The organism is Streptomyces sp. NPDC033180, assembly GCF_055577645.1.
In genome coordinates, this window is record NZ_JBVIPU010000005.1 from 355170 (window position 1) to 381727 (window position 26558).

General features: G+C 69.0%; 28 protein-coding genes. 16 read left to right on the top strand and 12 right to left on the bottom strand.

The features are described from left to right. Nucleotides 1-68: 68 nt before the first annotated feature. The 9 genes from atpB to ACZ5WE_RS18215 all read left to right on the top strand — a co-directional run bounded on the left by atpB (nt 69) and on the right by ACZ5WE_RS18215 (nt 7736). Nucleotides 69-839, top strand: coding sequence for a F0F1 ATP synthase subunit A (atpB, locus tag ACZ5WE_RS18175; protein WP_467689082.1), 771 nt, complete (start codon nt 69-71; stop codon nt 837-839). Nucleotides 840-912: 73 nt separating this feature from the next. After that, nucleotides 913-1158, top strand: a complete 246-nt coding sequence (gene atpE, locus ACZ5WE_RS18180; RefSeq protein ID WP_268773475.1) for an ATP synthase F0 subunit C — start codon at nt 913-915, stop codon at nt 1156-1158. Nucleotides 1159-1199: 41 nt separating this feature from the next. Continuing rightward, nucleotides 1200-1748, top strand: coding sequence for a F0F1 ATP synthase subunit B (locus ACZ5WE_RS18185; protein ID WP_467689083.1), 549 nt, complete (start codon nt 1200-1202; stop codon nt 1746-1748). Further along, complete coding sequence (locus ACZ5WE_RS18190) at nt 1745-2566, top strand: F0F1 ATP synthase subunit delta (RefSeq protein WP_467689084.1); 822 nt, start codon at nt 1745-1747, stop codon at nt 2564-2566. The genes ACZ5WE_RS18185 and ACZ5WE_RS18190 overlap by 4 nt, the downstream gene beginning before the upstream one ends. A 127-nt stretch (nt 2567-2693) precedes the next feature. Beyond that, the gene (atpA, locus tag ACZ5WE_RS18195; RefSeq protein WP_249587737.1) at nt 2694-4292 is read left to right on the top strand and encodes a F0F1 ATP synthase subunit alpha; all 1599 of its coding nucleotides are present in this window, start codon (nt 2694-2696) and stop codon (nt 4290-4292) included. 20 nt (nt 4293-4312) lie between these two features. Next, a complete protein-coding gene (locus ACZ5WE_RS18200) occupies nt 4313-5230 on the top strand; it encodes a F0F1 ATP synthase subunit gamma (RefSeq protein ID WP_399394775.1) in 918 nt (305 codons plus the stop codon). After that, the gene (gene atpD, locus ACZ5WE_RS18205) at nt 5230-6672 is read left to right on the top strand and encodes a F0F1 ATP synthase subunit beta (RefSeq protein WP_467689086.1); all 1443 of its coding nucleotides are present in this window, start codon (nt 5230-5232) and stop codon (nt 6670-6672) included. The genes ACZ5WE_RS18200 and atpD overlap by 1 nt, the downstream gene beginning before the upstream one ends. A 109-nt stretch (nt 6673-6781) precedes the next feature. Continuing rightward, nucleotides 6782-7156: a F0F1 ATP synthase subunit epsilon gene (locus tag ACZ5WE_RS18210; RefSeq protein WP_160507238.1), complete on the top strand. Its 375-nt coding sequence runs from the start codon at nt 6782-6784 to the stop codon at nt 7154-7156. 130 nt (nt 7157-7286) lie between these two features. Further along, entirely contained in the window at nt 7287-7736 is a 450-nt protein-coding gene (locus tag ACZ5WE_RS18215; protein WP_467689089.1) for a DUF2550 domain-containing protein, read from the top strand. 131 nt (nt 7737-7867) lie between these two features. On the opposite strand, the gene ACZ5WE_RS18220 is transcribed toward ACZ5WE_RS18215, so the two are convergent. The 3 genes from ACZ5WE_RS18220 to ACZ5WE_RS18230 form a co-directional block, all read right to left on the bottom strand. Then, on the bottom strand, nt 7868-9703 hold the full coding sequence (locus ACZ5WE_RS18220; RefSeq protein ID WP_467689091.1) for a glycosyl hydrolase family 18 protein: 1836 nt from the start codon (nt 9701-9703) through the stop codon (nt 7868-7870). 183 nt (nt 9704-9886) lie between these two features. Next, the gene (locus tag ACZ5WE_RS18225) at nt 9887-10543 is read right to left on the bottom strand and encodes a response regulator (protein WP_467689093.1); all 657 of its coding nucleotides are present in this window, start codon (nt 10541-10543) and stop codon (nt 9887-9889) included. Beyond that, entirely contained in the window at nt 10540-11730 is a 1191-nt protein-coding gene (locus ACZ5WE_RS18230; protein WP_467689095.1) for a sensor histidine kinase, read from the bottom strand. The genes ACZ5WE_RS18225 and ACZ5WE_RS18230 overlap by 4 nt, the downstream gene beginning before the upstream one ends. 153 nt (nt 11731-11883) lie before the next feature. Between ACZ5WE_RS18230 and ACZ5WE_RS18235 the strand changes: the two genes are divergently transcribed. After that, nucleotides 11884-12462, top strand: coding sequence for a hypothetical protein (locus ACZ5WE_RS18235; protein WP_467689097.1), 579 nt, complete (start codon nt 11884-11886; stop codon nt 12460-12462). Here ACZ5WE_RS18235 and ACZ5WE_RS18240 read toward each other — a convergent pair. The 3 genes from ACZ5WE_RS18240 to ACZ5WE_RS18250 are packed head-to-tail and all read right to left on the bottom strand — an operon-like array spanning nt 12459 to nt 14605. Next, the gene (locus ACZ5WE_RS18240; protein ID WP_467689099.1) at nt 12459-13031 is read right to left on the bottom strand and encodes a cob(I)yrinic acid a,c-diamide adenosyltransferase; all 573 of its coding nucleotides are present in this window, start codon (nt 13029-13031) and stop codon (nt 12459-12461) included. The genes ACZ5WE_RS18235 and ACZ5WE_RS18240 overlap by 4 nt on opposite strands. A 13-nt stretch (nt 13032-13044) precedes the next feature. Next, nucleotides 13045-13806, bottom strand: a complete 762-nt coding sequence (locus ACZ5WE_RS18245) for an ABC transporter permease (RefSeq protein ID WP_467689101.1) — start codon at nt 13804-13806, stop codon at nt 13045-13047. Nucleotides 13807-13822: 16 nt separating this feature from the next. Further along, entirely contained in the window at nt 13823-14605 is a 783-nt protein-coding gene (locus ACZ5WE_RS18250; RefSeq protein ID WP_467689103.1) for an ABC transporter ATP-binding protein, read from the bottom strand. Between the two features lie 85 nt (nt 14606-14690). On the opposite strand from ACZ5WE_RS18250, the gene ACZ5WE_RS18255 reads away from it, so the two are divergent. From ACZ5WE_RS18255 to ACZ5WE_RS18270, 4 genes are all read left to right on the top strand, one after another. Beyond that, nucleotides 14691-15332, top strand: a complete 642-nt coding sequence (locus ACZ5WE_RS18255; protein ID WP_467689105.1) for a TetR/AcrR family transcriptional regulator — start codon at nt 14691-14693, stop codon at nt 15330-15332. 156 nt (nt 15333-15488) lie between these two features. Beyond that, nucleotides 15489-16337 (top strand): 3-hydroxyacyl-CoA dehydrogenase family protein, encoded by an 849-nt coding sequence (locus ACZ5WE_RS18260; protein WP_344530689.1) that lies wholly within the window; start codon nt 15489-15491, stop codon nt 16335-16337. A 163-nt stretch (nt 16338-16500) separates the two neighbouring features. After that, nucleotides 16501-16824, top strand: a complete 324-nt coding sequence (locus tag ACZ5WE_RS18265) for an STAS domain-containing protein (protein ID WP_160507247.1) — start codon at nt 16501-16503, stop codon at nt 16822-16824. 215 nt (nt 16825-17039) lie between these two features. Next, a complete protein-coding gene (locus ACZ5WE_RS18270) occupies nt 17040-19520 on the top strand; it encodes a P-loop NTPase family protein (protein ID WP_467689106.1) in 2481 nt (826 codons plus the stop codon). A gap of 65 nt (nt 19521-19585) precedes the next feature. On the opposite strand, the gene nucS is transcribed toward ACZ5WE_RS18270, so the two are convergent. Further along, entirely contained in the window at nt 19586-20257 is a 672-nt protein-coding gene (gene nucS, locus ACZ5WE_RS18275; RefSeq protein WP_467689108.1) for an endonuclease NucS, read from the bottom strand. A gap of 212 nt (nt 20258-20469) precedes the next feature. Between nucS and ACZ5WE_RS18280 the strand changes: the two genes are divergently transcribed. After that, nucleotides 20470-20862, top strand: a complete 393-nt coding sequence (locus ACZ5WE_RS18280) for an SCO5389 family protein (protein ID WP_160507250.1) — start codon at nt 20470-20472, stop codon at nt 20860-20862. Nucleotides 20863-20932: 70 nt separating this feature from the next. Here the strand turns inward: ACZ5WE_RS18280 and ACZ5WE_RS18285 are convergent, their stop codons facing one another. Continuing rightward, entirely contained in the window at nt 20933-21985 is a 1053-nt protein-coding gene (locus ACZ5WE_RS18285; RefSeq protein ID WP_467689110.1) for an LLM class flavin-dependent oxidoreductase, read from the bottom strand. A gap of 210 nt (nt 21986-22195) precedes the next feature. Here ACZ5WE_RS18285 and ACZ5WE_RS18290 point away from each other — a divergent pair, with 210 nt between their 5' ends. Next, nucleotides 22196-22528 (top strand): ATP/GTP-binding protein, encoded by a 333-nt coding sequence (locus tag ACZ5WE_RS18290; protein WP_467689112.1) that lies wholly within the window; start codon nt 22196-22198, stop codon nt 22526-22528. Between the two features lie 15 nt (nt 22529-22543). Here the strand turns inward: ACZ5WE_RS18290 and ACZ5WE_RS18295 are convergent, their stop codons facing one another. From ACZ5WE_RS18295 to ACZ5WE_RS18310, 4 genes are all read right to left on the bottom strand, one after another. Continuing rightward, nucleotides 22544-23380 (bottom strand): ABC transporter permease, encoded by an 837-nt coding sequence (locus tag ACZ5WE_RS18295; RefSeq protein ID WP_467689223.1) that lies wholly within the window; start codon nt 23378-23380, stop codon nt 22544-22546. 116 nt (nt 23381-23496) lie between these two features. Then, nucleotides 23497-24657, bottom strand: a complete 1161-nt coding sequence (locus ACZ5WE_RS18300; protein WP_467689114.1) for an ABC transporter ATP-binding protein — start codon at nt 24655-24657, stop codon at nt 23497-23499. A 114-nt stretch (nt 24658-24771) separates the two neighbouring features. After that, nucleotides 24772-25542, bottom strand: a complete 771-nt coding sequence (locus ACZ5WE_RS18305) for an ABC transporter permease (RefSeq protein WP_467689116.1) — start codon at nt 25540-25542, stop codon at nt 24772-24774. A 3-nt stretch (nt 25543-25545) separates the two neighbouring features. Next, a complete protein-coding gene (locus tag ACZ5WE_RS18310) occupies nt 25546-26541 on the bottom strand; it encodes an ABC transporter ATP-binding protein (RefSeq protein ID WP_467689118.1) in 996 nt (331 codons plus the stop codon). Nucleotides 26542-26558 lie beyond the last annotated feature (17 nt).

Genomic DNA, 26558 nt, shown 5'->3' on the forward strand with positions numbered 1-26558 from the left:
TCACGCCGAAGGAGCCCGCGGTGAGTGCTGACCAAACTGAGCTCGCCTTCGATTGGAGCTGTCGGATCATGTCCGACAACGGGTGCGGCTTCCCGGCTCCGGGCCTGCACTCGTTCCTCTTCAAGCCGATCGCCACCGTCGGTGGGTTCGAGTTCAACAAGGTGATGCTGCTTGCCTTGATCACGACGCTTGTCGTCATCACCTTCTTCTACGCGGCGTTCGGCAGGGCCAAGGTCGTTCCGGGCAAGCTGCAGATGATGGGCGAGGCCGGCTACGACTTCGTTCGCCGCGGCATCGTCTACGAGACGATGGGCAAGAAGGACGGCGAGAAGTACGTCCCGCTCATGGTCTCGCTGTTCTTCTTCATCTGGATCATGAACATCTGGTCGGTGATCCCGCTGACCCAGTTCCCGGTCGCGTCGATCTTCGCGTACCCGGTGGTCCTCGCGCTCATCGTGTACCTGATCTGGGTGCCGCTCACCTTCAAGAAGCACGGCTTCGTCGGTGGCTGGAAGAACATCACGGGTTACGACAACTCGCTCGGGCCGATCAAGTGGCTCGTGTCGTTCATCGAGTTCTTCTCGAACCTGCTCGTGCGCCCGTTCACGCACGCTGTGCGACTCTTCGCCAACATGTTCGCCGGTCACCTGATGCTGGTGATGTTCACCGTCGCCTCCTGGTACCTGCTGAACAGTTTCCTGATCCCGGCCGCCGGCGTCTCGTTCGTGATGACCATGGCCATGATCCTCTTCGAGCTCTTCGTGCAGGCTGTTCAGGCGTACGTATTCGTGCTCCTGGCCTGCTCGTACATTCAGGGCGCTCTCGCCGAGCACCACTGAGCCCCTCCGCAAAACCCCCTAAGCGCCCGGTGGCCAACCCCCACCGGTCCATGAAAGAGAAGGAAGTAACGGCATGTCCGCGACTCTCGAACTCGCCGCCGTCACCGGTGACCTCAAGGCCCTCGGCTCCATTGGTTACGGTCTCGCCGCGATCGGCCCCGGCATCGGTGTTGGCATCGTCTTCGGTAAGGGCACCGAGGCTCTGGCCCGTCAGCCCGAAGCCGCCGGTCTGATCCGTGCCAACCAGATCCTCGGCTTCGCCTTCTGTGAGGCGCTCGCCCTCATCGGCATCGTCATGCCGTTCGTCTACAGCTCCTGATCGCCAGAGACGATTAGTACCGTTCGACGAAAGGCACTGATGTGATCGCCAACCTGGTACAGCTGGCGGCCGAGGAAGAGCAGAACCCGCTCATTCCGCCGGGCCCCGAGCTGCTCGTCGGCGCCATCGCCTTCGCCATCGTCTTCTTCTTCTTCTGGAAGAAGCTCCTCCCGAACATCAACAAGGTTCTGGAAGAGCGCCGGGAGGCGATCGAAGGCGGTATCGAGAAGGCCGAGGCCGCTCAGACCGAGGCCCAGAGCGTGCTCGAGCAGTACAAGGCTCAGCTCGCCGAGGCACGGCACGAGGCCGCGCGTCTGCGCCAGGAGGCGCAGGAGCAGGGCGCCACGCTCATCGCTGAGATGCGTGCCGAAGGCCAGCGGCAGCGCGAGGAGATCGTCGCCGCCGGTCACGCGCAGCTCGCCGCCGACCGCAAGGCCGCCGCGCAGTCGCTGCGTCAGGACGTGGGCCAGCTGGCCACCGACCTGGCCGGCAAGCTCGTCGGTGAGTCCCTCGAGGACTCCGCACGGCAGAGCCGCACCATCGACCGATTCCTCGACGAGCTCGAGGAGAAGGCCGAGGCGGCTCGATGACAGCGCACGGAGCTAGCCGCGAGGCCCTGGCCGCCGCACGCGAGCGTCTTGACGCGCTGACCGACAACACGTCGGTCGACGCCAAGCAGCTCGCGGACGAGCTGGCCTCGGTCACGGCGCTGCTGCACCGCGAGGTCTCGCTGCGCCGGGTCCTGACCGACCCGTCGCAGTCCGGTGAGGCCAAGGCGGAGCTCGCCGGGCGGCTGCTCGGCGGGCAGGTGAGCGGCGAGACCGCTGACCTGGTGGCCGGCCTGGTCCGCTCGCGCTGGTCGCAGTCGCGTGACCTGGTGGACGCCCTCGAGGAGCTCACCAACCTCGCCGACCTGACCGGTGCGCAGAAGGCCGGCGCGCTGGACGACGTCGAGGACGAGCTGTTCCGGTTCGGCCGGATCGTCTCCTCGAGCACCGAGCTCCGGTCCGCGCTGACCGACCGCGCCGCCACAGGCGGGGCCAAGAGCGAGCTGCTGCGCAGCCTGCTCGGGGGCAGGGCCAACGAGGTCACGGAGCGGCTCGTCGAGCGCCTCGTGACCGCGCCCCGTGGACGTAGCCTGGAAGCGGGACTCGAGTCCCTGTCCAAGCTGGCCGCGGACCGCCGGAACCGGATGGTCGCCGTCGTCACTTCGGCTGTGCCGCTCTCGGACCAGCAGAAGCAGCGCCTCGGTGCCGCCCTCGCGAAGGTCTACGGCCGCCAGATGCACCTGAACCTCGACGTGGACCCCGAGGTCCTCGGCGGGATCACGGTGCAGGTCGGCGACGAGATCATCAACGGCAGCATCGCGGACCGCCTCGAGGACGCGCACCGCCGCATGGCGAGCTAGTAGTAACGCAAGACGTTGTAATTACGGCCCTAGTTGGGCCGTGCAGAGGATTCACCTCTTACTTGGGGGGAGTCCCCAGACCCCCAAAGTGAAACTTCGGGCCCAACAAGGAGAGCAGGGAACCCAGATGGCGGAGCTCACGATCCGGCCGGAGGAGATCCGGGACGCACTGGAGAACTTTGTCCAGGCGTACAAGCCGGACGCGGCCTCGCGCGAGGAGGTCGGTTCGGTCACCGTTGCCGGTGACGGCATCGCGAAGGTCGAGGGCCTCCCCTCGGCCATGGCCAACGAGCTGCTGAAGTTCGAGGACGGCACCCTCGGTCTCGCCCTCAACCTTGAGGAGCGCGAGATCGGCGCCGTCGTCCTCGGCGAGTTCAGCGGCATCGAAGAGGGCCAGCCGGTCACCCGTACCGGCGAGGTCCTGTCCGTCGCGGTGGGCGAGGGCTACCTCGGCCGCGTCGTCGACCCGCTCGGCGCCCCGATCGACGGCCTCGGCGAGATCGAGACGTCCGGACGCCGCGCCCTCGAGCTGCAGGCCCCGACGGTCATGGACCGCAAGTCGGTGCACGAGCCGATGGAGACCGGCTACAAGGCCGTCGACGCGATGACCCCGATCGGCCGTGGCCAGCGTCAGCTGATCATCGGCGACCGCCAGACGGGCAAGACCGCCCTGGCCGTCGACACGATCATCAACCAGCGCGACAACTGGCGCTCGGGCGACGTGAACAAGCAGGTGCGCTGCATCTACGTCGCCGTCGGTCAGAAGGGCTCCACCATCGCCTCCGTGCGCGGTGCCCTCGAAGAGGCCGGCGCGCTCGAGTACACGACCATCGTCGCCGCCCCGGCGTCCGACCCGGCGGGCTTCAAGTACCTGGCGCCCTACACCGGTTCGGCCATCGGCCAGCAGTGGATGTACGAGGGCAAGCACGTCCTCATCATCTTTGACGACCTCTCGAAGCAGGCCGACGCCTACCGCGCCGTGTCCCTGCTGCTCCGCCGCCCGCCGGGGCGCGAGGCCTACCCGGGTGACGTCTTCTACCTGCACTCGCGTCTGCTCGAGCGCTGCGCGAAGCTCTCGGACGAGATGGGCAAGGGCTCGATGACGGGTCTGCCGATCGTCGAGACCAAGGCGAACGACGTGTCGGCGTTCATTCCGACCAACGTCATCTCCATCACCGACGGTCAGTGCTTCCTGGAGTCCGACCTGTTCAACGCCGGTCAGCGTCCGGCCCTGAACGTCGGTATCTCGGTCTCCCGTGTCGGTGGCTCCGCCCAGCACAAGGCGATCCGCCAGGTCTCCGGACGTCTGCGCGTGGACCTCGCCCAGTACCGCGAGCTGGAGGCGTTCGCCGCCTTCGGTTCCGACCTGGACGCCGCGTCGAAGGCCTCCCTCGAGCGCGGTCAGCGCATGGTCGAGCTGCTCAAGCAGGCTCAGTACCAGCCGATGGCCACCGAGGACCAGGTCATCTCGATCTGGGCCGGCACCACCGGCCGCATGGACGAGGTACCGGTTGTCGACATCCGGCGTTTCGAGCGCGAGCTGCTCGACTACCTGCACCGCAAGGAGCAGGGCCTGATGACCTCCATCAAGGAGGGCGGCAAGATGTCCGACGACACGATCACGGCCATCACCGACGCCGTCGCCGAGTTCAAGAAGCAGTTCGAGACCTCGGACGGCAAGCTGCTCGGCGAGGACGCTCCGGCTGCCGTCGACGCGTCCAAGTGACGACGGAAGGGACCTGACTCATGGGAGCCCAGCTCCGGGTCTACAAGCGTCGCATCAAATCCGTCACCGCGACCAAGAAGATCACCAAGGCGATGGAGATGATCGCCGCCTCGCGTGTCGTCAAGGCACAGCGCAAGGTGACCGCCTCCACTCCGTACGCGACCGAGCTGACCCGCGCGGTCACCGCGGTGGCCACGGGTGCGAACGACAAGCACCCGCTGACCACCGAGGCCGAGGCTCCGACCCGGGCCGCTGTGCTGCTCCTCTCGAGCGACCGCGGCCTGGCCGGCGCCTTCAACTCCAACGCCATCAAGGGTGCGGAGAAGCTCACCAAGAAGTTGCAGGACGAGGGCAAGGAGGTCGACACGTACATCGTCGGCCGCCGTGGCATCGCGCACTACAACTTCCGTGAGCGGAAGATCTCCGGGCAGTGGACGGGCTTCACCGATGCTCCTTCCTACGCGGACGCCAAGGAGATCGCCGCACCCCTGATCGAGGCCATCGAGACGGACACGGCCGAGGGCGGCGTGGATGAACTCCACATCGTCTACACCGAGTTCATCTCGATGATGACGCAGGAAGCGACCGGTTCCCGGCTGCTTCCGCTGAGCCTCGACAAGGTCGCGGAAGAGGCGGGCCAGAGTGACGAGGCCCGTCCGCTGTACGACTTCGAGCCGTCGGCGGAGGACGTCCTCGACGCCCTTCTGCCGCGCTACGTCGAGAGCCGTATCTACAACGCGCTGCTCCAGTCGGCTGCTTCCAAGCACGCCGCCACGCGCCGCGCGATGAAGTCGGCGACCGACAACGCGGGTGACCTGATCAACGCTCTCACCCGTTCTGCCAACGCGGCCCGCCAGGCCGAAATCACCCAGGAAATCAGCGAGATCGTCGGTGGCTCCAGTGCCCTGGCCGACGCTTCTGCGGGGAGTGACAAGTAATGACGACCACTGTTGATACGGCCGTTGCCACGGGCCGCGTCGCCCGGGTGATCGGCCCGGTCGTCGACGTGGAGTTCCCCGTCGACGCGATGCCGGAGATCTACAACGCGCTTCACGTCGAGGTGGCCGACCCGGCCAAGGACGGCGAGAGGAAGACGCTGACGCTCGAGGTTGCCCAGCACCTCGGCGACGGCATTATCCGCGCCATCTCGATGCAGCCCACCGACGGTCTGGTCCGCCAGGCCGCGGTGACCAACACGGGCGCGGGCATCACCGTCCCCGTCGGTGACATCACCAAGGGCAAGGTGTTCAACACCCTCGGTGCGATCCTGAACCACCCCGAGGCCGAGGCCGACGTCACCGAGCGCTGGCCGATCCACCGCAAGGCCCCGGCCTTCGACCAGCTCGAGTCCAAGACCGAGATGTTCGAGACCGGCCTGAAGGTCGTCGACCTTCTCACCCCGTACGTCAAGGGTGGAAAGATCGGTCTGTTCGGTGGAGCGGGCGTCGGCAAGACCGTCCTCATCCAGGAAATGATCATGCGTGTGGCCAAGCTGCACGAGGGCGTTTCCGTGTTCGCCGGTGTCGGCGAGCGCACCCGTGAGGGCAACGACCTCATCGACGAGATGGAAGAGTCGGGCGTTCTGGACAAGACCGCCCTGGTCTTCGGCCAGATGGACGAGCCGCCGGGCACGCGTCTGCGCGTCGCCCTCGCCGGTCTGACCATGGCGGAGTACTTCCGCGATGTGCAGAAGCAGGACGTGCTGTTCTTCATCGACAACATCTTCCGCTTCACGCAGGCCGGTTCCGAGGTCTCGACCCTGCTCGGCCGTATGCCCTCCGCGGTGGGCTACCAGCCGAACCTGGCCGACGAGATGGGCCTCCTCCAGGAGCGCATCACCTCGACGCGTGGTCACTCGATCACCTCGATGCAGGCGATCTACGTCCCCGCGGACGACCTCACCGACCCGGCCCCGGCCACGACCTTCGCGCACCTCGACGCGACGACCGTGCTGTCGCGTCCGATCTCGGAGAAGGGCATCTACCCGGCGGTCGACCCGCTGGACTCGACGTCCCGCATCCTGGACCCGCGCTACATCGCGCAGGACCACTACGACGCCGCCATGCGCGTCAAGGGAATCCTGCAGAAGTACAAGGACCTCCAGGACATCATCGCGATCCTCGGCATCGACGAGCTCAGCGAAGAGGACAAGCTGGTCGTTCAGCGCGCCCGCCGCGTCGAGCGCTTCCTGTCGCAGAACACCCACGCCGCCAAGCAGTTCACCGGCCTGGACGGTTCGGACGTGCCGCTCGACGAGTCGATCGCCGCGTTCAACTCGATCATCGACGGTGAGTACGACCACTTCCCCGAGCAGGCGTTCTTCATGTGCGGTGGCATCGAGGACCTGAAGGCGAAGGCCAAGGAGCTCGGCGTCTCCTGAGTCCGTGACTCACGGGAGGGGTGGGCGAGTCCCGCCCCTCCCGGTACGCCCACTAGAATTTGACCCAACACCCGGCGAAGCCGCCGGGTGGTGACCCGAGGAGCCACCCTTGGCTGCTGAGCTGCATGTCGAGCTGGTCGCCGCGGACCGCAGTGTCTGGTCCGGCGAGGCCACCCTGGTCGTCGCGCGCACCACGTCCGGCGACATCGGCGTCATGCCCGGTCACCAGCCGCTTCTGGGTGTGCTGGAGTCGGGCCCGGTGACCATTCGTACGAGTGACGGCAACACTGTCGTCGCCGCCGTCCACGGAGGATTCATCTCCTTCGCGGACAACAAGCTGTCACTGCTTGCTGAGATCGTCGAGCTGTCGGACGAGATCGATGTCCAGCGTGCGGAGCGGGCGCTCGAGCGCGCGAAGTCGGAGGCTGACGCCTCCGCCGAGCGTCGCGCGGACGTCCGACTGCGGGCGGTGTCGTCGCGCTGAAACCGGCGCGACGGCGTTTGACGTGACTCAGCCGCGGCCAGGTCCGGAGCAATCCGGACCGGGTCGCGGCTGAGGCGATGCGGGTGCAATTCTGTTGGTCCGTTACGAAGAGGCGAGGAGGTCGGTGCCGATGATCCTCACTCTGCTCGTGTGCGGACTCGTGTTGGTCGCGCTGGTGTTGGTGGGGCTCTTCGTCTTCGGGCTGCGGCGCCGGCTCATCCAGCGCTCCGGCGGCACCTTCGACTGCAGCCTGCGCTGGAACGCCCCGGCGAAGGGCGACACCTCCGGCAAAGGCTGGGGGTATGGCGTCGCCCGCTACAACGGCGACCGGATCGAGTGGTACCGCGTCTTCTCGTACGCGCCCCGGCCGCGCCGGACCCTGGAGCGCTCGGCCATCGAGGTCGTCGACCGGCGTGCCCCGGACGGCGAGGAGGAGCTCGCACTGCTCTCCGACGCGATCGTCCTCGGCTGTCTGCACCGCGGCGTACGCCTTGAGCTGGCGATGGGCGAGGACGCGCTGACGGGTTTCCTCGCGTGGCTGGAGGCGGCGCCTCCGGGGCAACGGGTCAACGTGGCGTAGCTGGGCGCCCCTTTAGGGGCGCGGGAACTGCGCGCTCAGCCATATGCGACCCGCGGACCAAGACAACGAGAAGCCGGGAAGACAAGGGGCGTACTTGTCTTCCCGGCTTCGTCCATGGTGGGACGGCCCCGCTACTTCAGACCGTCATTGATGGCGGACACCAACTCACCGTTCGCGGTGTCCCCGCTGAACTCCCAGAAGAAGGCGCCTCCCAGGCCCTGCTGCTTCGACCAGGCCATCTTGCTCCTGACCGTGGCCGGGGTGTCGTACGACCACCAGTTGCTGCCGCAGTGGGCGTAGGCCGTACCGGCGATCGTGCCGTTCGCGGGACAGCTGTTCTTGAGGACCTTGTAGTCCTCGATGCCCGCTTCGTACGTGCCCTGCGCCGCGCCCGTAGCCGTGCCGCCCGGCTCCTTCTGTGTGACGCCCGTCCAGCCGCGGCCGTAGAAGCCGATGCCGAGCAGGAGCTTGGCTGCGGGAACGCCCTTCGCCTTCAGCTTCGAGATCGCGTCGGCGGAGTTGAAGCCGTCCTGCGGAATGCCGGGGTAGGAGGTGAGCGGGGAGTGCGGGGCCGTGGGGCCCTTGGCCGCCCAGGCGCCGAAGAAGTCGTACGTCATCACGTTGTACCAGTCGGCGTACTGCGACGCGCCGCCGTAGTCGGCCGCGTCGATCTTGCCGCCGCTCGAGCCGTCGGCGGTGATCGCGGCGGTGACCAGGGCGTCCTTGCCGAACTCGGTGCGGAAGGCCTGCATCATGTTCTTCATCGAGGCAGGGCCGCTGGTGTCGCAGGTCAGGCCGCAGGCGTTGGGGTACTCCCAGTCCAGGTCGATGCCGTCGAAGACGTCGGCCCAGCGCGGGTCCTCCACCAGGTCGTGGCAGGACTTGGCGAAGGCGGCCGGGTTCTTCATCGCGTCGGTGAAGCCGCCGGACCAGGTCCAGCCGCCGAAGGACCACAGGACCTTGATGTCGGGGTGTTTGGCCTTGAGCTTGCGCAGCTGGTTGAAGTTGCCGCGCAGGGGCTGGTCCCAGGTGTCGGCCTTGCCGTCGACGGACTGCTCGGCGGTGTACGCCTTGTCGTAGTCGGCGTAGGCGTCACCGATGGTGCACTTGCCGCCCTGGACGTTGCCGAAGGCGTAGTTGATGTGGGTGATCTTGGCGGCGGAGGCCGAGGAGTCGATGTTCTTCACGTGGTAGTTGCGGCCGTAGACGCCCCACTGGGTGAAGTAGCCGAGCTTGACCTTGTCGCCGGGGCCCGGCCCCGGGTCGCCGGCGCCCGTGGTGTGCACCTTGACGGCGCCGGAGGCCGGGCCCGTCTGGTCCGCGGTGTCGCGGGCCTGGACCGTGTACGAGTAGTCGGTGCCCGCGGTGAGTCCGCTGTCGGCGTACGAAGTCCCGGTCACTGTCGCGACCTTGGAGCCGTCGCGCAGGACGTCGTAGTTCTTGACGCCCTTGTCGTCGGTGGCCGCCGTCCAGGCGAGCTTCACCGAGGTGTTGGTGATGTCGGACGCGGTGGGGGTGCCGGGCGCCGAGGGAGCATTGTCGCCGGGGACGCTGCCGCCGTCACAACTGGCGCCGTTGAGCGTGCAGTTGGAGGGGGAGCCGGGGCCCGAGCCGTTGAACCCGAAGGAGACCGAGGCGCCGGGGGCGAGCGTCCCGTTCCAGCCGACGTTCTTGGCGGTCCAGCGGTTGCCGGAGTTGGTGACGGTGGCGTCCCAGGCGGAGGACACCTTCGTGCCGGTGGGGAAGTCCCACGCCACGGCCCAGGAGCTGATGGAGGTGGTTCCGGTGTTCTTGACGGTCCACTTGCCCTCGAAGCCGCTGCCCCAGTCCTGGGTCTTGGCGTAGGTGGCGGTGGCCGCGGGGGCGGCTTCCGGCGCGGCTTCGGCGGGGCCGCCGAGCGCGACCAGGGTGGCGAGCGGGAGCAGCAGGGTGGTGAGGCCTGCCACGGCTCTGTGTCTGAAGCGCACTGTGTGCTCCTCGGGTGAGTTCCGGGGGGTCATAGGGGTGGAACCCTGCGCCGCCCGTGAGCACGTGGAACACGTGGGGGAGTGCTCACCGCAGTGCCGGTGAGAATAGAAAGGTCTGGACCAGCGGTCAAGAGGTCTGAACCATTGGCCGGATAGCGCCGGTCGGACGCACTGGATCCGGGTCTATACCCCCAACTCCTGCGCCAGTACGGCCGCTTGGACCCTGCTGCGCAGTTCCAGCTTGCCGAGCAGACGGCTGACGTGGGTCTTCACCGTCGCCTCCGCCATGTCGAGACGGCCCGCGATCTCCGCGTTCGAGAGGCCTTCGCCGAGGCAGGCGAGCACCTCGCGTTCGCGGCGGGTGAGGGTGTCGAGGATGGTGGGATCGGGCCCGTTCTCGCGGCGTGCGGGTCTCGCGGTCCGCGGGGCGGCGAACTCGGCGATCAGCCGCCGGGTGACGGCCGGGGCGATCAGACCCTCGCCTCGGCCGACCGTACGGACCGCCTCCAGGAGGTCCTTGGCCTCGGTGTTCTTCAGGAGGAATCCGGAGGCGCCCGCGCGCAGCGCCCCGAAGACGTACTCGTCGAGGTCGAAGGTGGTCAGGACGAGCACGTCGGAGAGCCCGTCGGAGACGACCTGACGGGTCGCGGAGACGCCGTCCAGGCGCGGCATCTGGATGTCCATGAGCACCAGGTCGGGCCGGAGTTCACGGGCGAGCGCCACCGCCTCCTCCCCGTCCGACGCCTCGCCGACCACCTCGATGTCCGGCGCGCTGCGCAGGATCAGGACGAGCCCCGCCCGTACGGCGGACTGGTCCTCGGCGACGAGCACTCGGATCATGCGGAAGCTCCTTGGTCTGCTGGATCGACGGGCAGAGTGGCACGGACGTTCCAGACCTTGCCGTCAGAGGTGCTCTCGGGGCCCGACTCGAAGGTGCCGCCGAGGAGTTCGGTGCGCTCCCGCATGCCTACGAGACCGGCTCCCGAACCCGGGGCGCGGGGGCCGGCGGAGGAGCCGTACGGGCTGGTCACGTGGACGTCGAGAGCGCGGGGGTGCTGGATGAGGGCCACCGTGACCAGGCCGGGCGACGCGTGCTTGAGGGCGTTGGTCAGGGACTCCTGGACGATGCGGTAGGCCGCCATCTCGACGGGGGCGGGGAGCCCTGGACCTTCCGCATCGCGGGTGTCGTCGAGGGTGACGTCCAGACCATTGGTACGGGCGCCCTCGATCAGGGTGCCGAGGCCGTCGAGGGTGGGCGCGGCCGCCGGTTCCCGGTCGTCGCTGGAGTCACGCAGGATCCCGATGAGGCGGCGCATCTCGGCCAGGCCGTCGACGCTGTTCTCGCGGATGACGGCAAGGGCGTCGCGGGTGGTCTGGGGGTCGTCGAGGGAGAGCGCGGCCGTGGAGTGGATGGCGATCGCCGAGAGGTGGTTGGCGACCATGTCGTGCAGCTCACGGGCCATCCGGGCGCGCTCGGCCGTGATGGCCTGCACGCGGTCCATCTCGGCGAGCAGCGCGGTCTGTTCGGCGCGTAGTCTGGCCGCGGCGGCGGCCTCGCGGTGGTTGCGCACCAGGACGCCGGTGGCCGCGGGACCGAACGACACGATGCCGGTCACCACGCCGAGGAGCACCGCTTCCGGCTCCCGCCACCACGCGAGCAGGCCGATCGTCAACGCCACCGTGATCACACCGGTGGTGAGCGGGATACGGCGGGCCGAGGCCGGTGTTCCGTACACGACGGACGCGTAAACGATGTCCGTGAACATCAGGACCGACGCCAGGTTGCCCGCCGTGCACTGGTCGAAGGCCAGCGCGAGCGTGGCGAGGATCAGGGCGGTCCGGGGCATGCTCCGGCGCAGCAGCTCGAGTCCGCCCAGGACGAAGAGCGGGATCAGCGACCAGTTGAGGCCGAGCAGCCGGTCCGTCTGCACGGGCAGCCCGAGCCCCCACAGCGCGAGCCCGGCGAGCACGCTCGCCACGGAGATCTGTACGTCGACGCGGTCCGGGCGGGGGAAGGACAGGGCCATGCCTCCATCCAACACGGCGTACCGGGGCCATGCCTGATCCTGAGGGAGGAACCGCGCGCTACATCGAAGGGTGCAGTCCCACTTCGTCACTGGCGACGACGATCCGCGGCCGGTCCGCAGGGAGCCTTGAAGGGTGACCGAGAGGAGCGAACCGTGATCGTCACGCTGATCATCATCTGCGAGGTCGGCTTCTGGGTGCTGCTGGCCGGCGGCCTGGCCCTGCGCTATGCGGCGAAGATGCCGCGAGCCGGTGTCGCGGTGCTGCTGTGCGAGCCGATCCTGGAGGTCGTCCTCTTCGTCGTCACCGCGATCGACCTGAAGAACGGCGCGGAGCCGGACTGGAAGCACGGCCTCGCCGCGGTCTACATCGGCTACTCCATCGCGCTCGGCCACTACACGATCAAGTGGGTGGACGTCCGCGTCGCCCACCGCTTCGCGGGCGGCCCCCCGCCGTCGATCCCCGAGTACGGCATGGCCCGCGCCCTGCACGAGTGGAAGCTCGCCGCCCGCTGGATCCTGGCGGGCCTGATCGCCATGGCACTGCTGCAGGGCGCGGTCTGGTACGTCGGCGGCGAAGGCGACATCGGTTCGCTGCGTGGCTGGCAGCAGCGGATGCTCTGGCTGATCGGCATCAACGTGGTCATCGCGGCGAGCTACACGCTCTTCCCGAAGAAGGCACCGGCGGTAGCGCCCGCCAAGGACGACCGCCCGAGCTTCCTGAGCAAGCTCTAACGCTCGCCGCCCGGCACCCACAGCACGTCGCCGACGTCCTTGTTGGCGATCCGCGCGAGGATGAACAGCAGGTCGGAGAGCCGGTTCAGATACGTGGCAGTCAAGGGGTTCATGACCTCGCCATGGACCTCGAAGGCTGCCCACGTCGACCGCTCGGCCCGCCGCACCACGGTGCAGGCCTGGTGCAGCAGCGCGGCACCCGCCGTGCCCCCCGGCAGGATGAAGCTGCGCAGCTTCTCCAGCTGATCATTGAAGCGGTCGCAGTCCGCTTCCAGCTTGTCGATGTAGAACTGCTCGACGCGCAGCGGCGGGTACTCCGGGTTCTCGGCGACCGGCGTCGACAGGTCGGCGCCCACGTCGAAGAGGTCGTTCTGGACCCGGACCAGGACCTTCGCGACCTCTTCGTCGAGCTGACCGAGGGCGATGGCCGCGCCGATCGCGGCATTGGCCTCGTTCGTGTCGGCGTATGCCGAGATCCGCGGATCGGTCTTGGCGGTCCGGCTCATGTCGCCGAGGGCCGTCGTGCCCTTGTCGCCGGTCCTGGTGTAGATGCGCGTCAGATTGACCATGGGGTCAGCCTAGTTACGCGCCCGCCTTCCTGAAGACACGTGTGCCGACCGTCACGGACCCGGCCGCGAGCGCGGCCGCCATCAGGACGCCGTACAGCATCGCCGTACTCGCGTACTCGCCCACATAGGCGGCCCGCACCGCGTCCACGAGATAGCGGAACGGCATGAAGTGCGAGAGCACGTCCAGCCAGCCCGGCGCGAGCGCCATCGGCAGCATCAGGCCGGAGAGCAGCATCGAGGGCATGCTGACCGCGTTGATGACGGGCCCGAACTCGTGCGGCTTGGAGACGAGCAGCGCGAGCGCGTACGAGAGCGACGCGAGGACGACCGTCAAGGCGCCCACGAAGGCGAAGCCGATGAGGATGCCGGCGAGCGGCGCCCGCAGCCCCATCACCACGGCCGCGAGGACGAGAAGGACCGCCTGGAAGACGAAGAGCGCGGCATCGCGGAGCACCCGCCCGAGAAGGAGCGCGAGCCGGCTGACCGGTGTCACCCGCATCCGCTCCACCACACCGAACTGCTTCTCGATGATGATCGCGAATCCGCTGTACGAGGCGCCGAACAGGCCGAGTTGGAGAAGCAGCCCCGGCACGAGCACCTGCCAGGAGTCGCCGCGCGAGCCGAGTGGCAGGTCGGTCAGGAGCGGGCCGAAGAAGAGCAGGTAGAGCAGCGGCATCAGGACGCCGAAGAGGATCTGGAACTTGGAGCGCAGGGTCTGGCGGGCGTACCGCCCGAAGATCAGCGCGGTGTCGGGGAGCAGTGCGGACGCAGGCATGTGAGGTCCTGGGGGTTCAGACGGCGACGGGCGCCGTGTCCTTGGGGGTGAGGTCGCGCCCGGTGATCGCCAGGAACGTGTCCTGGAGCGAGGCGTCGATGGAGCCGCCGTAGCGGAGCTTGAGCGCGCTCGGGGCGCCTTCGGCGACCACGACGCCCTTGTCGATGACGACGAGGCGGTCGCAGAGCGCGTCGGCCTCGTCGAGGTAGTGCGTGGTCAGGACGACGGTGGTGCCGTGGTCGTCGCGCAGCCCCCGCACAAGGGCCCACAGGTCCGCCCTGCTGCCCGGATCGAGCCCGGTGGTCGGCTCGTCGAGGAAGAGGACCTCGGGCCGGTGCACGAGCCCCATGGCGATGTCGAGGCGACGCCGCTGGCCGCCGGAGAGGGTCGCGCACTTGCGGTCGAGGAGGTCGGTGAGGTCCAGGTCGGCGGCCAACTCCGCGGCCCGAGCGGCAGCTTGCGTTTTCGTCAGGCGATAGAGCCGCCCCTGGGTGACCAGTTCCTCGCGTACGGAGATGTTGAGGTCGACGCCGCCGGACTGGGCCACGTACCCGATCCTGCGCCGTACGGCGGCCGGGTCGCGGGCCAGGTCGCAGCCCGCGACGGTGGCGGCGCCGCCGGTGGGTGCCAGGAGCGTGGTGAGCATGCGCAGCGTCGTCGTCTTGCCCGCCCCGTTCGGACCGAGGAAGCCGAGGATCTCGCCGGGGGCGACGGTCAGGTCGATGCCGCGCACGGCTTCGACGGTGCCGCGTTTGGTCCGGAAGGTCCGGGTGAGTCCGGCCGTGCTGATGATTGCCATGGCGACTACAAAAACAGAGTCCCTTAAATTTTGCAATCGCCCCAACTTTTCAGTTGCTCTAGCCAGTGCCCGTAGGGTGGGGGGCATGGCTGAAGGACTCAGGGAGCGCAAGAAGCGGCAGACCAAGCAGCGGATCTCGGACATCGCGACGGGGCTCTTCCTGGAGCACGGCTTCGTCACGGTGACCGTCGCGGACGTCGCGGAGGCCGCCGACGTCTCCGTGAACACCGTCTACAACTACTTCCCGGTCAAGGAGGACCTCTTCCTCGACCGCGGCGAGGCCGTCGTCGAGCGGCTCTCCGGCTACGTGCGGGGCCGGCGCGCGGGGGAGTCGGCCGTAGCCGCCGTCCTGCGCGAACTGCGCTCGGACGTGGAGGGCGTCTCGCCGCATGTCGGCCTCTTCCCGGGCTGGGCCGACTTCATGAGGGTCATCACCGACGCCCACGGCCTGCGCTCCCGGCTCTGGGAGATCCAGCAGGAGGCGCTCGACCACCTCGCGAAGACCCTCGCCGACGAGACGAGGGCCGCCGAAGGCGATCCGATGCCCGGCCTGATCGCGGGTCAGCTCTCCTGGGTCCACAGCACCCTCATGGCCTGGATCGGCGACGAGATGACCAAGTGCCGCAAGCCCGCCGAAGTGTCCCGCGAGGCTCTCGTCCTGCTCGACGAGATGGAGGACCTGCTCGGCGAAAAGGTCCTCAACTACGCGGTGCGCGACGCCGAATGACGCGCACGACCCGTACCGGTGTGATGTCCGTCATCTGAGACGTGACGCGTGTCTCTTCGCCGCCACCTCGGCCCTCACGACCGCTAATGTCCGCTCAAAGGGCAAACGTAAACAGCGTGTAAGCCAGGCGTGATAAGCGGTAGGGGAGTCGGAACAGTGGCACGGAAGCTCGCCGTCATCGGAGCCGGACTCATGGGGTCCGGCATCGCACAGGTCTCCGCCCAGGCGGGCTGGGACGTCGTCCTGCGCGACGTCACCGATGAGGCCCTGACCCGTGGCACCGACGGGATCAAGGCGTCGTACGACAAGTTCGTGAGCAAGGGCAAGCTCGCCGCCGATGACGCCGAGGCGGCGCTCGGGCGCATCACGACGAGCACCGACATGGACGCCGTCGCCGACGCGGACATCGTCGTCGAGGCCGTCTTCGAGAAGCTCGAGGTCAAGCACGAGATCTTCCGTACGCTCGACAAGATCGTGCGCGAGGACGCCGTGCTCGCGTCGAACACCTCCGCCATCCCGATCACGAAGATCGCGGCTGTGACGGAGCGTCCTGAGCGGGTCGTGGGCGCGCACTTCTTCTCGCCGGTGCCGATGATGCAGCTGTGCGAGCTGGTGCGCGGCTACAAGACCAGCGACGAAACCCTCGCCCGCACGCGCGAGTTCGCCGAGTCCGTGGGCAAGACCTGCATCGTGGTGAACCGCGATGTCGCCGGCTTCGTGACGACCCGTCTGATCTCCGCGCTCGTCGTCGAGGCCGCGAAGCTCTACGAGTCGGGCGTCGCCACCGCCGAGGACATCGACATCGCCTGCAAGCTCGGCTTCGGGCACGCCATGGGGCCGCTCGCGACCGCCGACCTGACGGGCGTCGACATCCTGCTGCACGCCACGAGCAACATCTACACGGAGTCCCAGGACGAGAAGTTCGCACCGCCCGAGCTGATGCGCCGGATGGTTGACGCCGGTGACATCGGCCGCAAGAGCGGGCAGGGCTTCTACAAGCACTGAAGTCTGCTTCCTCCCCCGCGGGGTCACTCCTCGGGGTGAATTCGGTATCGGTTCGCTTACAGACGGCAACTTCCTCGCCCACGCGGCAGTCAGTTGCAGTGACATACGCAGACGCCGTACGGAACAGACGTCACAGGAAACTCAGCACTCTCGGGGAGCGCATATGCACATCAGGGGCGACCAGGCCCAGCTGGTCGTCGGGGGACGCCTCGACGTACGCAGCGCGGCGGACGCCCGAACGGTCCTGCACTCGGCCGTCGACGACGGAGCCGGAGACCTGGTGCTCGACCTGTCCGAACTCGACTCGTGGGACGCCACGGGACTCGGCGTCATCATGGGCGCGCACCGGCGCGCGGGACGGTGCGGACGCCGGCTCGTGCTGCGCAGTGTGCCGCCCCAGATGCAGCGCCTGCTCGTGGCCACCCGGCTGCACCGGATCCTTGCCATCGAGGGCGGCATCGGGGTCGAATCGCTGCCTCGTGTGTGAGACACCTCTCGCGCACAATCCTCACGAGACTGTGACGTCTCGGGCGGAGCGGTACCCCGCCCGTTCGGAGATACTGAGCGAAGGTCTAGGGTTCGGTCGCCCACCGTCATGACGAAGACAGACGCCCGAGCGGGGGCACCGGACCAGAAGCGACAGCGCAGTGTGCACAAGGCCGGAGGGGGCTGTGCACACGACGCATCTGGGGGGCTTTGACCATGGACCCGATGAACCGGGGACCGGAAGAGTACGGCCATGACGGCATCAACGACGACGATTCGGCGCGACCCGTGCGTCCACCGCGTGACCCTCTGACACCAGACTTCGGGCAGCCCGCGCCCGCGCTCGCCCGCACCGTCCAGCTCGTCTCGGGCGACTTCCTGCTCACCGTGAACCCCGTCGACGGCAGCGAGATCGAACCCTGCCCGCCGGGAGAGCGGCCCGCACGGCCCGTCAAGCGCACCGCCGCCGAACGCGCCGAACTGCGCCGCGCATCGGCCCCGCCACTGCCGCCGGGGCCCGTGCTGCCCCGGTTGCCGCTCCTGGAGCGGCAGGAGGAGCGCGAGCGGCTCGTGCGCCTGCTCGCGCGCGGGCGCTCGGTGCGGCTCACGGGCCCCGCGGGCTCGGGGCGCACCTCGCTCCTGAACGCTGTCGCGGAGGACTGCGCGGACCTCGCACCGGACGGCGTCGTACGGCTCTCCGGGTACCACAAGACGCCCGGCGACCTGCTCCAGGACCTCTTCGCCGCGGTCTACAACGCCCCGCTGCACCGCCCCGACCGCGCCCTGCTGCTCGAACTCGTCCACGACATCGGCGCGGTCGTCGTCCTCGACGACCTGGAGTTCGGCGCGGCAGCTCTGGAGGAGCTGCTCGAGGCCACGCCCGAGTGCGCCTTCCTCATCTCCGCGACCCCCGACGTCGCGGCGCCGTCCCCCGAATCGCACCTCGAAGAGGTCTTCCTCGGCGGCCTCGGCCGCAGCGGCGGCCTCGAACTCCTGGAGCGCGCCGTCGGCCGCGTCCTGACCGACGACGAGGCCGGCTGGGCGGGCGACCTGTGGTTCGAGTCGGAGGGGCTGCCCCTGCGCTTCGTCCAGGCCGGCGCCCTGCTGCGCCAGCGCGACCAGCTGCGCGCCGACCCGAACGCCTTCGACGAGTACGGCTACTACACCGACGCCCCGGTCGACGCGCCCTTCGGCGCCGAGGGCCACGACGTTCCGCTGCCCTCGCTCGCCGACGGCGCGGCGCCCGCGGTGCTGCTCGCCTCCCGCCTGAGCCCGTCGGCGCGCACCACGCTGCGGTTCGCCGTCGCGCTCGGCGGCGAACTGCCGCACCAGGCCCATCTGCCCGCCCTCGTGGGGGACACCCACGCGGACGCGGCCCTCGCCGAGCTGGTCTCCACCGCGCTCGTCACGGCGGTCGGCTCGCACTACCGGCTCGCCGCCGGAGTGCGTACGCAGCTGGAGGCTTCCGGGTACGCGGACGACTCCGCCGAGCGAGCCCAGGGCGCCGCCCAGCACTACGCCTGGTGGGCGGGGCACCCCTCGGTCGGCCCGGAGCGGGTCGTGGCCGAGGCCGACGCCGTGCTCGCGGCGCTGGGCGTCCTGGTCGCCGGACAGTCCGCTTCGGGGGCGGCCAGCAGCGAGGAGAGCGCCGCCGTGCTGCTTGCCCGCACCGTCGCGCCGGCCTTCGCGGGAGGCCTCGACTGGGGTGCCTGGGAGCGTGCCCTGCGGTCGGGCCAGGAGGCGGCGCGGACCGCGGGCGAGGTCGCCGAAGAGGCGTACTTCCACCATGAGCTCGGCATTCTCGCGCTCTGCGGCGGCTCGCTCGACCGGGCCCGCGTCGAACTGGAGGCCTCCATCGGCCTGCGCGGCGCGCTCGCCGACAAGCGGGGCATGATCGCGGGACGCAGGGCCCTCGCCCTGGTCGCCGACCGCTCGGGCGGGGTGCTGCCCGGCGCGAGCCAGGCAGCGGGCGAGGAAATGCCCGACGCCCGCTACGAGGAATCGGCATCGCCACCCGGCGGCGTACCGGCGGCGTTCGCGCTGCCCGCGCCGCCCCCGGAGCCAGAGACCCTGGTCACCCGCAAGGCCGCGCCCGCAGCGGGCGCGGGCGGCCCGGCACCGACCCGCCGCTCCATCGTCAACGGCACCCGGCGCAACCTCGTGGCGGCGGGCGCCGGAGCTCTCCTTGCCGCCGTGCTCGGCACCGTGGTGACCCTCGGCGCGACGTCGGACAACAAGGACAACCCGCCCGACAAGGTCAAGACGGAGCAGTCGGCGAGCGAGGACCAGGACGACGACGGCCTGACCGCCGACAAGCCGGCCGAGGACTCGACGAGCCGCCCGGACGACGGCGGCCCGGACACCGTCCCCGGCACCGAGGACGACGGCACGCCGAGCGAGAGCGGCGAACCGTCGGACGAACCCAGCGACAGCGGCAAGCCGTCCGACGACACCTCGGACAAGCCGACGACGAAGCCGCCGACGACGAAACCGCCCACGACCAAGCCGCCGACCACGAAGCCGCCCACGACCAAGCCGCCCACGACGAAGCCGCCGACGACCAAGCCGCCGACCACCCCGCCGCCGAGCACGGACCCGACGCCGGACCCGCCGTCGTCCCCGGACACCTCGGACTCCGCGAGCGGCCCGGCGACGAGCGACAGCGCGTCGAGTTCCAGCTCCGCGTCGACGATCTGACGCACGTACGCACAAGAGGGGGCCGGGTCCTTCAGGACCCGGCCCCCTCTCACGTACAAGAACTCCTAGAACAGCCGCAGCTTGTCGTCCTCGATGCCGCGCATCGCGTTGTAGTCCAGGACGGCGCAGCCGATGCCGCGGTCCGTGGCGAGCACGCGGGCCTGCGGCTTGATCTCCTGGGCGGCGAAGACACCCTTGACGGGCGCCAGGTGCGGGTCGCGGTTCAACAGCTCGAGATAGCGGGTGAGTTGCTCGACGCCGTCGATCTCGCCGCGCCGCTTGATCTCGACGGCGACGGTCTGCCCGTCGGCGTCGCGGCAGAGGATGTCCACCGGGCCGATCGCCGTCATGTACTCGCGCCGGATCAGTGAATAGCCCTCGCCGAGCGTCTCGATCCGGTCGGCGAGCAGCTCCTGGAGATGTGCTTCCACGCCGTCCTTGATGAGGCCGGGATCGACGCCCAGTTCGTGCGAGGAGTCGTGCAGGATCTCCTCCATCGTGATGATGAGTTTCTCGCCGCCCTTGTTCACGACGGTCCAGACGCCCGCGTCGTCCCCCGTCCCCTCCTTCAAGGTGCAGGGCGGGGACATCCAGTTGAGAGGTTTGTAGGCCCGGTCGTCCGCGTGGATCGAGACACTGCCGTCCGCCTTCACAAGGATCAGGCGGGGGGCCGACGGGAGATGGGCTGTGAGCCTGCCCGCGTAATCCACGGAGCATCGGGCAATGACGAGACGCATGGGGCGCAACGCTACTCGACCCCAGGTGGTCCGCGCGATTCCTCCGGCGATGGCCCTGTTCGATCCTGGCCGGTTATGTTCCCAATCTCCTGGTGCAGCGCGGGTCCGGTGCTTACCGTATAAGCAGGAGGTCGCCGTGCGTGCACGCTGCGTGTGCGGGCTCCTGCCCTGTCCGGAAGCCCCCGCTCCCCGGGGGTGCGAGAGGAGAACCCATGTCGCTCGACGTCTCACCGGCACTGTTGGAACAGGCCGAGCGAGGCGAGGTCGATGAAGCGGAATTCGTCGACTGCGTCCGGACCTCCCTGCCTTACGCATGGGAGATGATCAGCTCCCTGGTGGCCCAGCTGAAGGTTGACGGCGGCGAGTTCGCCGACAACCAGACGCCGCCACCGAACGAGCAGGCACGCGGCCAGCTCCTGCGGGCGCTGGCGAGTGACGCGATTCGCGGCGCTCTGCAGCGGCACTTCGGAGTGCGGCTCGCATTCCAGAACTGCCATCGTGTGGCGGTGTTCCCGCTGGATGCATCCGTGGACGACAGGCTCGCCCGTTTCACCTCGATCCGGGGCCAGCTGCTCAACCAGTCGCCCGAACTGCGGGACTGCTGACGCCTTTTGCTGCCGCTCCGTACGCGGGAGGTGTTCTAGTACCGGAGCGGCAGCTCCCCGCCTCAGCGGCTCAGCCGAGCTGTGGCAGCACTTCGGCGCCAAGCCTTCGGACGTTCTCCTCCGTCGTCGCCAGATCGCCCGAGCCCTCGACAAGCAGCGCGAAGCGTGTGATCCCCGTGCGCTCCGAGGTCGCCGCGATCCGGTCGGCGCACAGCCGCGGGGTGCCCACCGGATGCAGACCGCAGAGCAGTTCCGTGTACGCGAGCGGGTCCCGCATCGCCCGTGCGCGGCCGTCGACCGTGACATGCGCGGCAAGCCCCTGCTTGAGCCACCCCGGCATCGCCTTCTGCAGCGTCTCCGCCGCGTCCAGGCGCCGGTCCGCGATCTGCGCGACCCCGGCCGAGACGTGCGAGGCCCGCAGGACCTCCTCCGGCGTGCGCCCCGCGGCGCGCGCGTGCCTGCGCCACAACGCCACCATTTCGGCCTTCTCCTCGTCGCCGACGTGCATGCCGAGCAGCATCGGCAGACCGCGTTCCGCCGCGAGCCGCACGCTGGACGGCGAGGTGCAGGCGACGATCACCTCGGGGCCCGCAGCGCTCTCCCCGGTGTCCTCGCCCGCGCCGGTCAGTGCCTCCTGCGGCCGTGGCACCACGGCGACCTCGCGGAAGGGAAAGCGTTCCGCGTCGCTCGCGACCCGGGGCTCGCTCAGCCACCGGAGCAGCAGGTCGAGCGATTCCGGGAAGCCGTTCTCGTACGCGTCGAGGCCGGACCCGAAGACTTCCAGGTCCACCCACGGCCCGCCGCGCCCCACGCCCAGCGAGAACCGCCCGCCGGACGTCAGATGCAGCAGCGCCGCCTGCTCGCCCAGGGCGACGGGATGAACGGTCGGCAGGACGCTCACGGCGGTGCCGACGCGGATGTGCCGCGTACGCCCGAGAAGGAGCGCGGCAAGGGTCACGGCGGACGGACATGTGCCGTACGGCACGAAGTGGTGCTCGGCGAGCCAGACCGAGTCCAGACCCGCCTCCTCGGCCACCTCGGCGGACCGCACCGCACGGTGCAGCGCCTCTCCCTGCCCCTGTCCAGGGAACTGGGCGGCCAGAACAAAACTACCTACACGCATCGCACTCCTGCCTCCTTGGCGCCGACGCAGGCACTCCCCCTACGGGCAACAACGCATGACACGTGCCAAAGGCACGGCTTGGCATGAAGATTGACGGATTTTCTGCGAAATGCAGGGGGGATCTGTGGGGGTTGGTGCAGGGCGCCTACCCGCGTCCGCGCCGCGTAGGCTGGACTCACCCTGGCCCCCGTACATCCCGTGAGGTGTCCCGTGTCCCCGCGTCGCAACCGCCCGAAGGGCGCCGGAGAAGACAGCCCGCGCTCGGACGCGGATACGACGGGCCGCTACGGCGGCTTCCAGTCCACCGAGAGCTGGCAGGGCGAGCAGTGGAGCCTGCGCCATGTCGTGGGCGCCGGTGCGGCCGGCAAGACCTACCGCTGTCCCGGCTGCGACCAGGAGATCCCCTCCGGGGTCGCGCACGTGGTGGCCTGGCCCGAGCACTCGGGCGTGGAGATGCGCAGGCACTGGCACAAGGCCTGCTGGAACGCGAAGGACCGCCGCACCACGCGGGTGCAGCGGTCCCGTAACGCGCCGAGGTACTGAGACCCCCGAAGGCGGCTACACGTCGCGCTTCTCCAGGAGGGCGAAGGCGCCGACGATCGCGGCCACCGTCACGCCGACGAGCAGCAGCAGCTGCGAGGTGCCGCCGCCCGTGCCGTCCATGTCGAAGATCTTGGCGAGGGAATTGATGGCGTTGTAGTCCATCATCTTCTCTCCGAGGGGACGCGTGCCCTCGGAGATCATCAGGAACACAGGCAGGATCGCGGGCACCAGGACCACGCCGAGCATCGCGGTGATCGCACCCGCCGAGTGGCGCAGCATCGATCCGGCGGCGAGCGCGAGGACGCCCAGGAGCGATACGTAGAGCCCGCCCTTGAGGACCGTGCCCGACCAGTCGACGTCGCCGGCCTCGGGGCCACTGTGCATCCCCGACGTCATCAGGCCCACCAGCAGGATGGAGCCCGCCGAGACGACGAAGGCGATCACGAAGAAGATCAGGATCTTGGCGGCGAGCACGCGGTAACGCTGCGGCGACGCCGTGAACGTCGTACGGATCATGCCCGTGCCGTACTCGGACGACGTCACCAGGACGCCGAGCGTGATCAGGCAGATCTGGCCGAGCACGAGACCGAAGAACGCCGGGATCGTGAACGGCACGTCCGCGTAGTCACGGTCCTCCGTGTTCGCGGCCACGAGCAGTCCGATGCCGACGACCAGGAGGAAGAAGACGCCGAGGGTCCACATCGTCGAGCGGACCGACTTGATCTTCGTCCACTCGGACGCCAGGGCGTTGCCGAGGTGGGTCTTCCTGACCGGGATCGGCGAGGTGTAGGCGTTGTTCATCGCCTGCTGCCAGGCGGAGGGCGGCGCGGGGGCGGCCGGCGGGGGAGCCATCGGGGCGCCCTGCGGCATCGGGGCGCCCTGCGGCATCGGGGCGCCCTGCGGGGGAGCGCCTGCCTGTGCGTACGCCTGCTGGGGCTGCGCCTGCGGCTGCGGAGTCGGAGGCGTGGTCATCGGGCATCCTCGTTGTCGTTGGCGCTCTTGGTCATCTCAGGTGCGGGGGCGGCCGCGTACGGGTTGGGGGTCCCCTGAGGAGGACCCTGAGGGGCGCCCTGCGGCATCGCGAACGGCTGGCCGCCCTGCTGGGGCGGCGGCGGCGCGTACCACCCGGGCTGGCCCTGCCCGGCCACCGGCATCGGCTGCTGCGGCATCGCGCCCGGCGGCAGCTGCTGCTGGAGTCCCGCGCGCTGGTCGACCGTCGAGCGGTAGTCGACGGCGCCCTGCGTCATCCGCATGTACGCCTCTTCCAGTGAGGCCTGGTGCGGGGAGAGCTCCCACACGCGGACGTCCGCGCCGTGCGCGAGGTCGCTGATGCGGGGGAGCGGGAGCCCGGTCACGCGCAGCGCGCCGTCCTGCTCGGGCATGACCTGGCCGCCGGCCTCGCTCAGCGCGGCCGACAGCTTCTCGCGCTGCTGCACATCGCCTTCCGGCGTCCGTACGCGGGCGAAGTCCGCGGAGTTGTGCGAGATGAAGTCCTTGACGCTCATGTCCGCGAGGAGCTGCCCGCGGCCGATGACGATCAGGTGCTCGGCGGTGAGGGCCATCTCGCTCATGAGGTGCGAGGAGACGAAGACCGTGCGGCCCTCGGCGGCGAGGGACTTCATCAGGTTCCTGACCCAGAGGATGCCCTCGGGGTCGAGGCCGTTGACCGGCTCGTCGAAGAGCAGCACCTGCGGGTCGCCGAGCAGGGCGGCGGCGATGCCGAGGCGCTGGCCCATGCCGAGCGAGAAGCCCTTGGAGCGCTTCTTCGCCACTTCCTGGAGGCCCACGACGCCGAGCACCTCGTCGACCCGGCGGGCCGGGATGCCGGAGAGCTGCGCGAGGCACAGGAGGTGGTTGCGGGCGTGCCTGCCGCCGTGTACCGCCTTGGCGTCGAGCAGCGCGCCGACCTGGCGGGGGGCGTTGGGGAGCTTGCGGTACGGGTAGCCGCCGATCGTCACCTGGCCCGTGGTGGGTTGGTCGAGCCCGAGGATCATGCGCATGGTCGTCGACTTGCCGGAGCCGTTCGGGCCCAGGAAGCCGGTGACCGTGCCGGGTCGCACCTGAAAGGAAAGGTTGTACACGGCTGTCTTGGCGCCATAGCGCTTCGTCAGGCCGACTGCCTCGATCATTCTCCGCACCCATCGAATGGTTCAGGACGTCGGGGCACACGCCCCCGTAAGGGTTAGGAGGATAACGGGGAGCTGACGGTTCCAGCCAAGAGCGCGCAAAAACTCCCCGTGGTCTCAGGCGTCCCGCTTCTTCAGCAGCACATAGCCGCCGATCAGCGCGACCACGACCCACACCACCATGATCGCGAGCCCGCCCCAGGGCCCGTACGGGGTGTCGTCGTCCAGAGGTGACTTCACCTGCATGATCTTGCTTCCGGCCTGGTCGGGGAGGAAGCGGCCGATCTTCTTCGTCGCCGACACGTTGCCCAGGATGCTGGAGATGAGGAAGAAGAACGGCATCAGGATGCCGAGGGACAGCATCGGACTGCGCAGCATCGTCGCGACGCCCATCGAGAACATCGCGATGAGCGTCATGTAGAGCCCGCCGCCGATCACCGCGCGCAGCACGCCGGGATCGCCGATCAGCGCCTTGTGCTCACCGAGCATCGCCTGACCCACGAAGAACGCGATGAAGCTCGTGACCAGACCGACCACCAGACAGAGCAGGGTGGCGATCGCGACCTTGCTCGCCATGAAGGTGGCGCGCTGCGGTACCGCGGAGAGCGAGGTGCGGATCATGCCGGTGCTGTACTCGTTCGAGACGACGAGCACCCCGAAGACGATCATCGCGAGCTGGCCGAGGCTCATCCCGGCGAAGCTGGTGAAGGTCGGGTCGAAGACCCTGCGGTCCTGGGCGTTGAGACTGTCGTAGTCGTTCTTCGCCAGAATGCTGATCAGCAGGCCGAGCCCGACCGTGACGACCACGGCGAGGCCCAGCGTCCACACGGTCGACGAGACCGACCGGATCTTGGTCCACTCCGACTTCAGTACCTGCGTCGCGGCCATCGTTCAGGACCCCTTCTTCGGCTGCTGCCAGCTCTCGCCCCAGCCCGCGGCCTGCGCGGAGGGCGGCGGGGCGGCGCCGCCGGGGCCCGCGTGGTCGGCATGCGCGTGATACTCCACCGACTCCGCGGTGAGCTGCATGAACGCCTCCTCGAGCGAGGCCCGCTGGGGGCTGAGCTCATGGAGTACGAGCTGATGGCGGGCGGCCAGCTCACCGAGGTCCTCCGAGGGGGTGCCGTCGACCTCGAGGGTGCCGTTGCCCGTCTCGACGGCGGTGACGCCCTCTTGGTGCAGCACGTCGAGGAGGCGCTCGCGCTGCGGGGAGCGCAGCCGGACGTAACTGCGCGAGTTCTGCTGGATGAAGTCCGCCATGGACGTGTCCGCCAGGAGCCGGCCCTGCCCGATGACGACGAGATGGTCGGCGGTCAGCGCCATTTCACTCATCAGGTGGGAGGAGACGAAGACCGTGCGGCCCTGGGAGGCGAGGGACTTCATCAGGTTGCGGATCCAGTGGATGCCCTCCGGGTCGAGGCCGTTGACCGGCTCGTCGAACATGAGGATCTCGGGATCGCCGAGCAGCGCGCCCGCGATGCCGAGCCGCTGCCCCATGCCGAGCGAGAAGCCCTTGGCCTTCTTCCTGGCGACCTGCGTCAGGCCCACCGTGTCGAGGACCTCGTGGACGCGGGCCCGCGGGATGCCGTTGCTCTGCGCGAGGCACAGGAGATGGTTGAAGGCGCTGCGCCCGCCGTGCATGGCCTTGGCGTCGAGCAGGGCGCCGATGTACTTGAGCGGATCCTTCAGCTGGGCGTACCGCTTGCCGTCGATCCGCGCAGCGCCCGCCGTGGGGTTGTCGAGCCCGAGCATCATCCGCATCGTCGTGGACTTGCCGGCGCCGTTGGGCCCGAGGAAGCCGGTGACCATGCCCGGACGCACGGTGAAGGTGAGGTCGTTGACGGCCAGCTTCTCGCCGTACCGCTTGGTCAGCCCCTCGAGCTCGATCATGCGGCCACGCTAAAACG